Origin of the sequence: Methylobacterium sp. WL103 (genome assembly GCF_008039885.1) — a bacterium.
GTDB lineage: Bacteria > Pseudomonadota > Alphaproteobacteria > Rhizobiales > Beijerinckiaceae > Methylobacterium > Methylobacterium cerastii.
Genome location: NZ_VRUX01000153.1, coordinates 1 through 8,357, shown reverse-complemented (window position 1 = coordinate 8,357; position 8,357 = coordinate 1). Strand labels below are relative to the sequence as shown.

At 70.5% G+C, this 8,357-nt stretch carries 7 protein-coding genes; 4 read left to right on the top strand and 3 right to left on the bottom strand.

The features are described from left to right. Together FV222_RS11640 and FV222_RS11635 are read right to left on the bottom strand one after the other, a co-directional pair. The coding region (locus FV222_RS11640) for a PAS domain-containing protein (RefSeq protein ID WP_246685428.1) at positions 1-2,946 on the bottom strand (2,946 nt) is incomplete at its 3' end. Beyond that, positions 2,943-4,250: an O-antigen ligase family protein gene (locus FV222_RS11635; protein WP_147752802.1), complete on the bottom strand. Its 1,308-nt coding sequence runs from the start codon at positions 4,248-4,250 to the stop codon at positions 2,943-2,945. The genes FV222_RS11635 and FV222_RS11640, both read right to left, overlap by 4 nt. A gap of 267 nt (positions 4,251-4,517) precedes the next feature. Between FV222_RS11635 and FV222_RS11630 the strand changes: the two genes are divergently transcribed. The 3 genes from FV222_RS11630 to FV222_RS32020 all read left to right on the top strand — a co-directional run bounded on the left by FV222_RS11630 (position 4,518) and on the right by FV222_RS32020 (position 5,560). After that, complete coding sequence (locus tag FV222_RS11630) at positions 4,518-4,796, top strand: type II toxin-antitoxin system RelE/ParE family toxin (protein ID WP_147762766.1); 279 nt, start codon at positions 4,518-4,520, stop codon at positions 4,794-4,796. Between the two features lie 17 nt (positions 4,797-4,813). Then, a complete protein-coding gene (locus tag FV222_RS11625) occupies positions 4,814-5,140 on the top strand; it encodes a HigA family addiction module antitoxin (protein WP_147762767.1) in 327 nt (108 codons plus the stop codon). 270 nt (positions 5,141-5,410) lie between these two features. Next, positions 5,411-5,560 (top strand): hypothetical protein, encoded by a 150-nt coding sequence (locus tag FV222_RS32020; protein WP_306422380.1) that lies wholly within the window; start codon positions 5,411-5,413, stop codon positions 5,558-5,560. Between the two features lie 35 nt (positions 5,561-5,595). Here the strand turns inward: FV222_RS32020 and FV222_RS11615 are convergent, their stop codons facing one another. After that, positions 5,596-6,612 (bottom strand): GTP-binding protein, encoded by a 1,017-nt coding sequence (locus FV222_RS11615; RefSeq protein WP_147762768.1) that lies wholly within the window; start codon positions 6,610-6,612, stop codon positions 5,596-5,598. Between the two features lie 552 nt (positions 6,613-7,164). Between FV222_RS11615 and FV222_RS11610 the strand changes: the two genes are divergently transcribed. Continuing rightward, on the top strand, positions 7,165-8,357 hold a 1,193-nt coding region (locus tag FV222_RS11610), incomplete at its 3' end, for an efflux RND transporter periplasmic adaptor subunit (protein WP_147814337.1).

Genomic DNA, 8,357 nt, shown 5'->3' with positions numbered 1-8,357 from the left:
GGCCTCGCGCTGCGGGCCGGTCCAGCGCGCGATGGTGGCGTAGAGGTCGGCGCGGCGGAACGGCTTGCCGACGTGGTCGTCCATGCCGGCCGCGTGCAGGTCGTCGATCTGCTTCGGGAGCACGTTGGCGGTCATCGCGACGATCGGAATCTCGCAGGCCGGCGGCGGCAGCGCGCGGATGTGGCGGGTCGCGGTGAGGCCGTCCATCACCGGCATCTGCACGTCCATCAGGACGAGGTCGTAGCCCCGCCCCCGCGTCAGCGCCGCCTCGACGGCGGCCACCGCCGCCGCGCCGTCCTCGACCACGTCGACGACGTAACCCTGCGCCTCGAGCACCGCGCAGGCGAGCTCCTGGTTGAGCGGAACGTCCTCGGCCAGGAGCAGGCGCACGGGGCCCCCGGCCCTATCCGCGGCGGCCACCGCGGACGGCACCGCCGCGGGGACGGTCTCCTCGCCCGGCGGCAGCGTCAGGGTGAACCAGAAGGTCGAGCCGGCGCCCTCGCGGCTCACCACGCCGATCTCGCCGCCCATCAGCGACAGCAGGTGGCGGCAGATGACGAGGCCGAGGCCGGTGCCGCCGAAGCGGCGGCTGATCGAGCCGTCGACCTGGCTGAAGCGTTTGAACAGCCGGTCCTGCTGCGCCGGGTCGATGCCGATGCCGGTATCGGTGACCTCGAAGCGCAGGTCGTAGCCGCGCGCGCCCGTGCCCTCGCGCGAGACCGCGAGGGTCACCGAGCCGTGGGGCGTAAACTTCACGGCGTTGTTCAGGAGGTTCAGCAGCACCTGGCGCAGGCGGCTCGCGTCGCCGTGGACGAAGGCGGGCAGGTCCGGGTCGATCCGGGTCTCGATCCGCAGGTCGCTCTTCCGGGCGCCGCCCCGGACGATCGAGACGGTGTTGTCGATCACCGAGACCAGCGGGAACGAGACCGGGTCGAGGGTGAGCTGCCCGGCCTCGATCTTGGAAAAGTCGAGGATGTCGTTGACGACGGTCAGGAGCGCGGCGCCCGAGCCCTGGATCAGCTCCAGCCGGTGCCGGTCCTCCGGCCGCAGATGGGTCTCGTCGAGGAGCATGTCGGCGTAGCCGAGGATGCCGTTCAGCGGCGTCCTGATCTCGTGGCTCATCGCCGCGAGGAAGTCGCTCTTGGCCTCGCTCGCCCGCTCGGCCTCGGCGCGCGCCGCCTGCGCCTCGGCGGTGATCGCGCGCAGCGCCGCCTCCGCGGACTTCCGCTCCGTGACGTCGATGTGGAGGCCGACCATGTGGCTGGGCCTGCCGTCCGGACCGAACAGCGGCCGGCCGCGGGCGTAGACCCAGCGCGGCCCGACCCGGAACTCGGCGGTGTAGGTCGAGCGGGTCTCGATCGCGTGGCGAATCGCGTCCCAGACCTCGCCGACCTGCTCGGGGTCGACCAGGGCGGTCCACGCGGCCGTGGTGACGGCGCGCGGATCGCCGTCCTCGGGCAGCCCGTGGATGCGCAGGCTCTCGGGCGAGAGCCGGCACATGCCCGTCTGCATGTCCCAATCCCAGGTTCCGGCGTCGGCCGCCTCCAGCGCGATGCGGAGGAGGCCGCGGGCGTCCTGCTCGGCCATCCGCGCGGCGACGATCTCGTCGATGTCCAGCGCCGTGCCGAGCCATTCGATCACGGTGCCGTCGTCCATCAAGGGGACCGGCGTCATCGACATCTTGTGCCAACGGTAGGCGCCGTCGGCGCGGCGCAGGCGCCACTCGCCGGCATAGGTGGTCTCGCCCGCCTGGGCTGCCCGCCACGCCGCCGCCATGGCCGGGGCGTCGTCGGGATGGTTGCAGCCCACGCGCGCGGCGCGGCCCGAGCCGATCGGCCCGTAATAGGCGTGGAACTGGGGGTTGGCGTAGGTGATCTCGCCGTCGCCCGGGCGCATCGTCCAGACCAGCAGCGGCAGGGTGTCGGCAAGCCCGCGATAGCGGCTCTCGCTGCGGTGGACGTCGGCCTCGGCCCGGCGCCGGTCGGTGACGTCGATCATGACGCCGAACAGGGCGGTGGTCGCGCCGGACGCGTCGGTCTCGCAGGTGCCGCGCACCAGGACGTCGCGCTCGGTGCCGTCCGGTCGCAGGATGCGGGCATCGAAGTCGAAGTTCTGAGCCCCCGCGATCGCGCCGCCCACGGCGGCCACCAGACGCTCCCGGTCGTCCGGGTGGTAGACCTCGGCAAAGGACGAGAGGTGCGGCGGAGGGTTGGCGGGGTCGCGGCCGGCGATCTCGTAGAGGCCGACCGACCAGACCGGCTGGCCGTCTGCCAGGGCGACGCGCCAGTTGCCGACGTGGGCGAGCTGCTCGGCCATGGTCAGCAGGTGGTTGGCGCTGGCGAGCGAGGCGGAGCGCGCCGCGATCTCGTCGGCCTGACGCTCCAACTGCGTCTCGTGCGCGCTCCGCAGGACCATCTCGCGCCCGAGCGCCGTGTTCGCCTCCGACAGGCGCAGGTGCGCGACCACGATCTCGGCGAGCCCCTGCAGCGCCGCGGCGTCCTCGTCCGAGAAGTCACGCAGCCGCGAATCGACGAGGCACAGGGTGCCGACGCGGATGCCGGGGGCGAGGATGAGCGGCGTGCCGGCGTAGAACCGGATGCTGCCCTCCCGGCCGTCCACGAGCGGGCTGCCCCGATAGCGTGGGTCGCGCCGCGCGTCCGGCACGACGTGCACCGCGTCCGACTGGATGGTGGCGTTGCAGAAGCTCTCCTGCCGGGGCATCTCGCCGGGGACCACCACGCACGGCGTCTTCAGCCATTGCCGGTCGGCGTCGATGAAGCCGACGAAGGCGGTCTCGACGTCGAACAGGCGGCGGGCGGTACGGCACACCGCCTCGAAATGGGCCTCCTGCGGCGTGTCGAGGATGCCGAGGGCGTGCAGGACCGCGACGCGCTCGGCTTCGCGCCCCGCGTCCGCCACGTCCCCAAGCCCCTCTGTGCTGCTCACGATCGCGCGCCCCCTGCCGGCATCCCCTCGGGGCGCCGGCCCATGACCTCATCCGGTTCGCGCGCCCCCGCGGCGGCCCAGCGCCGGCGCGCCGCCTCCAGCGCCCACACCATGCCGAGCATCATGTAGACGTGTCGCCACTTCTCGATATCGATCTGCAGCGCCTGAAGGAAGAACATCAGCAGGGCCGGCCAGATCACCTGCGCGTGGGCGCGGAACGGCGAGGCCCGCGCCAGCAGCCGGAACCCGACGAAGCCCGTGGCCGCCACGATCGCCAGGAACACGGCGCCGCCGAGCCAGCCGCCGTTGGCGAAGCTGCCGATGTAGGAGTTGTGCGGCTCCAGCCCGAAGGTCAGGCGCCAGTGCATCGGCCCCATCCCGAGCGGGCGCTCCAGCAGCATCTCCATCCCGCGCAGCTGGTTGCCGAAGCGGCCGGTCTCGCCCTCGTCGTAGTCCTGGCTCACCGCCGCGCGGGTGGCGAACATCTTCTGGACGCTGTCGACCGAGAGCAAGGCCGCCATCGCGACGGCGCCGAGCGCCAGGGTCGCCAGGCTGAGGAGCACGATGCGGCGGCGCAGGCGCGCGGAGCCGCAGGAGGCGTAGACCGAGCCGATCATCAGGAGCGCGGCGACGACGGTACCGCCCCAGGAGCCGCGCGAGAACGACAGGAAGATCCCGACGAGGATGATCAGCAGGCCGGCGAGCGAGAGCACCGGGCGGCGGCTCGTCGCGGTGATGAGCCCGTGCATCAGGTAGAGGGCGCCCAGCGTCAGGAACGAGCCGAACACGTTCGGGTCCTGGAAGGTGCCCGAGGCGCGGTCGTACTTGTAGAACAGGTCCTCGATCCCGAGCCATTGCAGGTAGCCGACGATGCCGAGCACCGCCGAGAACACGCAGCTCGCGGTGTAGGCCTTCAGCGCCAGCTCGACCCGTGCCCGGGTGTCGTCGGAAAAGAACATCACGAAGAACACGCACGTCACCGAGAGGTAGACGAGCTGGATCGTCCAGGTGACCGGAAACTCCTCGTCGAGGAAGGGCAGCAGCCCGACGACGATGGCGCCGAGATAGAGCAGCAGCAGCAGGACCAGCGGGACCGCGCCGCGATGCAGGCGGATGCCGAGGCAGGCCCAGAGCAGGATCGTCGGGATCGCGATGACGTCGTAGGGCGAGGTCTCGGAGAAGGCGAAGCAGGCGAAGAACACGAAGGCCGCGAACAGCGCGCGGGCGAAACCATGGATCACCCGGATCAGCGGGACCCGGTCCGCATACGGCAGGACGAAGCCCGGAACGGCGGTGCTGGCCATGGCTCACGCGGACTCCGCGGGCCTGGAACGCGGGCCCGCACGACGTTCGGCCCTTCATGATCCGGAAAGGTTGAGATTCGGCTGACAAGCCCTCGCTGCCATTCGATGCCGCGATACCGGCCCGCGGGCCGCATCGTCGCCGTGCGGAGACTTGCGCCGCGACTCCGGCCGTCGAAACTGTAGCGTGTCACTTGACAGTTTACGGACGGGATGCCATATCTCGCCTGTCGTCAGACCTGCGATCGGCAGCGAGAGGCTCGTGCCGGGATGATCGTCAGCTTCCGGCACAAGGGTCTCAAGGAGCTGTTCGCGTCCGGCCGTTCCGCCAAGATCGCCGCTCATCTCAAGGCGCGCTGCCTGCGCATCCTGGACGCGCTCGACCAGGCCTCGAAGCCGGCGGACATGAACGTGCCGGGCTACGACTTCCACGCCCTGCACGGGTTCACGCCGACCCGATACACCGTCCACGTGAACGGTCCGTGGTGCATCACGTTCGAGTTCGAGGACGACGACGCCGCGCGCGTCGACTTCGAGCAGTATCATTGACGGTGAGGAGAGGCGATTTGCCCGAGGAATTCGCAGCCAAACGCCCGAACCGGGCCCCCACGCACCCCGGCGCCATCCTGCGGGAGGACGTGCTCCCGGCCCTGGGGATCACGGTTACCCAGCTCGCCAGCCATCTGAAGGTGACCCGCCAGCAGATCCATCGTGTGCTGTCGGAATCGTCCGACGTCTCGCCGGAGATGGCGCATCGGCTGGGCAAGCTCTGCGGCAACGGCCCCCTGCTGTGGAGCCGGATGCAGGAGGCCTACAGCCTCTGGCAGGCGGCGGAACGGCTCGGCCCCGACCTCGCGGAAATCCCGACCCTTGAGGCGAAGCGGGCGGCCTGAAGCAGCCTGCGGGACGATGCCGAGCTACACGCCCAGCATCGAACGACGGTCGGCCTTTTGTGACCCGGAAGGATCGAGATTCGGCCGACGGCGCCGCTCGACCGGAACCGGGCCAGACCGTATCATCGGTACCGGCCATCACCGTATCGAGGACGCGACCCGATGTCGGGCACCACTGTGCCGCTCAACTCCGATCTCGAGGAGCAGCTCGGGCGCATCCACCAGCAGCGGGAAGAGAGCGAGAAGTTCGTCGCCGAGTAGAAGAAGCTGATGGCCGAGTCGATGAAGCTCGAACACGAAGCGCGAAAGCTGGAGCGCGACCGGATGCTCGCCCCCTGGCAGATCGCGCTCTCCGGCATGGCGGCGGACGCGGCGTTCTTCGGCGCCGGCGCCGCCTTCGTCAAGCTGATCGGATCGTGACGCGCGGGTCGGTCACGATCTGGCTTACCTGAGCGTCAGGCGGCGCAATCCAAAAAACCCGCCTTGATCGCCTCGGCGTCGAGCTTGCGCCCGATGAACACCACCCGCGAGGAGCGGTCCTCGCCCGCCTTCCACTCGGCTTGCAGGTCGCCGTCGAGGATCATGTGGACGCCCTGGAAGACGAACCGGTGCGGCTCGTCGGGGAACGAGACGATGCCCTTGCAGCGCAGGATGTCCGGCCCCTGGATCGTGGTGAGGTTCGAGATCCACGGCATGAACTTCTCCGGGTCGACCGGGCCGTCGATGCGGGCCGAGAACGACTGCATGTCGTCGTCGTGGTGATGGTGGTGCCCCTCCTCCAGGAAGTCGGGCTCGAGGTCGAGGATGCGGCCGAGGTCGAAGGCGTTGCGGCCGAGCACCGCGTCGATCGGCACGTCGCAGTTCGTGGTGCGGTGGAGCTTGGCGTAGGGGTTGATGGCGCGGATCTCGCCCTCGACGCGCGCGAGGTCGGCCTCGGAGACGAGGTCGGCCTTGTTGAGCAGGATCACGTCGGCGAAGGCGACCTGGTTCTTCGCCTCGGGCGCGTCCTTCAGGCGCTCGGACAGCCACTTGGCGTCGGCGACCGTCACCACCGCGTCGAGGCGGGCGGCCTCGCCCACGTCCTGGTCGACGAAGAAGGTCTGGGCCACGGGGGCCGGGTCGGCCAGCCCCGTGGTCTCGACGATGATCGCGTCGAACTTGCCGCGCCGCTTCACCAGGCCGTCCATGATGCGGATCAGGTCGCCGCGCACGGTGCAGCAGACGCAGCCGTTGTTCATCTCGAACACTTCCTCGTCGGCGCCGACGACGAGGTCGTTGTCGATGCCGATCTCGCCGAACTCGTTGACGATCACCGCGTAGCGCTTGCCGTGGTTCTCGGTGAGGATGCGGTTGAGCAGCGTCGTCTTGCCGGCGCCGAGGTAGCCGGTCAGGACGGTGACCGGGATCTTCCCGGACGTGGTCGACTCGGACGTCGTCGGCTCGGACGTGGCGGGGCTCTGCGATCCGGACATGGGGCGACTCGTTTTCGGGGGCGGTGACGCGGAGGGCGCCCGGGCGGAGCCGGGCTGCCGACGACCTGTCATATCGTATCATCGGCCCGCGGATGGAAGCACCCGAGCGCGGGCGCGGCGGTCTGGGCGCCCATGTCCGTCGCGAGGGCTCGTCCCTTGAGCGAGGCCGTCCCGTCGCAAGGCTGTCGCGAACGCCTGTCAGGGAGCGCTGGAGACCTGCCGCGTTCGAAGCTGGCGCGCGACGCCCGCCCCGGCGCCGCCGCGGGCCGGTCGATCCTCGTTTGTATCCGAGTCCTTCGTGCCCGATATCCCGAACGTGATCGCCACAGCGCGCCGCAATCGTCCTGCGGCGGCGCCCGACACCGGCGCGGCCATTGTGCGCCCCCGGCGCGCGGGATATCGGCGCTGCAGCAACGCACGCGTCGCCGGACGGCCCTAGGCCCGGCCTGCCTTAGAAAAGCACCATCGATCGGTTCGGTGCGGGGTGACGGGTTCCACCTCCGTCCGATCGCTCCGCCCCTCCCGCGACCACGACCCGAAGACGACAGCGCGATGGACGCCCGCACGCCTCTCGACCCCGACACCGACGCGCCGACGGGCGGGACCCAGCGTCCCCGCCGCCAGGGGCTGCTGCCGATCGCGGTGGTGCTGTCGCTGGTGATCGCCGCCGTCGCCGTGGTGGCGGTGTTCCCGCAGCCGGTGCGCGGCGTGCTCGAATCCGCGGCGACCTCCGTCCGTGGGATGTTCGGCGGGGCGGCGCAGGACGAGACCGCCGAGGCCGAAGCCCCCGCGACCTCCGCCGAGCGGACCTTCCGGCCGACGCAGGAGCAGCGCGCCGCCTTCGAGATCCACCCGGTGGCGACGATGACGTTCCGCCCGGAGGGCTCGGCCGAAGGCCGCATCGCGCTCAACGACGACGACAACGTGCCCGTGGCCTCGCCCTATTCCGGCCGCGTCACCAAGGTGCTCAAGCGCGCCGGCGACGACGTGAAGGCCGGCGAGGTGCTCCTCGTCATCGAGGCCACCGACATGGTCCAGGCCCAGAACGACTACCAGGGGGCGCTCAACACCATCCAGAAGCAGCAGGCGCTGCTCAAGCTCGACCAGACCATCGCCAGCCGGCAGCAGGAGCTGTTCGCGGCCAAGGCGGTGGCCCTGAAGGACTACCAGTCGGCCCAGAACGACGTGATCGCGGCGCAGAGCGACCTGAAGACGGCGCAGGCCTCGCTGGACGCAGTGCGCAACCGCCTGAAGCTGCTCGGCAAGACCGACGCCGAGATCGCCGCCTTCGAGAAGAACGGCACGATGAGCGCCGAGACGCAGATCCAGGCGCCGATCGCCGGGACGATCGTTCAGCGCAAGGTCGGCATCGGGCAGTACCTCACCACGTCGAGCGACCCGGCCTTCGTCATCGGCGACCTCTCGACGGTCTGGCTCATCGCCAACGTGCGCGAGAGCGAGATCCCGAAGATCCGCATCGGCCAGGAGGTCGAGGCGCGGGTCGCCGGCTTCGGCACCCGCGTGTTCAAGGCGCGGGTGAACTACATGGCCTCCAGCCTCGATCCGGCGACGCGCCGCCTCGCCGTGCGCAGCGAGGTCGACAACCCGGACCGGTCGCTGCGGCCGGAGATGTTCGCCACCTTCACCATCGTCACCGGCAAGCCGCAGCCCTCGCCCGCCGTGCCGCTCGCGGCGATCGTCTACGAGGGCGCCAGCGCCCACGTCTGGGTCGCCCGGCCCGACGG

Bases quoted from the DNA above. Each gene is read 5' to 3' on its own strand.
- FV222_RS11615 (WP_147762768.1), bottom strand. From the start codon at position 6,612: ATGTCCGGATCGCAGAGCCCCGCCACGTCCGAGCCGACGACGTCCGAG.
- FV222_RS11630 (WP_147762766.1), top strand. From the start codon at position 4,518: ATGATCGTCAGCTTCCGGCACAAGGGTCTCAAGGAGCTGTTCGCGTCC.
- FV222_RS32020 (WP_306422380.1), top strand. From the start codon at position 5,411: ATGGCCGAGTCGATGAAGCTCGAACACGAAGCGCGAAAGCTGGAGCGC.
- FV222_RS11635 (WP_147752802.1), bottom strand. From the start codon at position 4,250: ATGGCCAGCACCGCCGTTCCGGGCTTCGTCCTGCCGTATGCGGACCGG.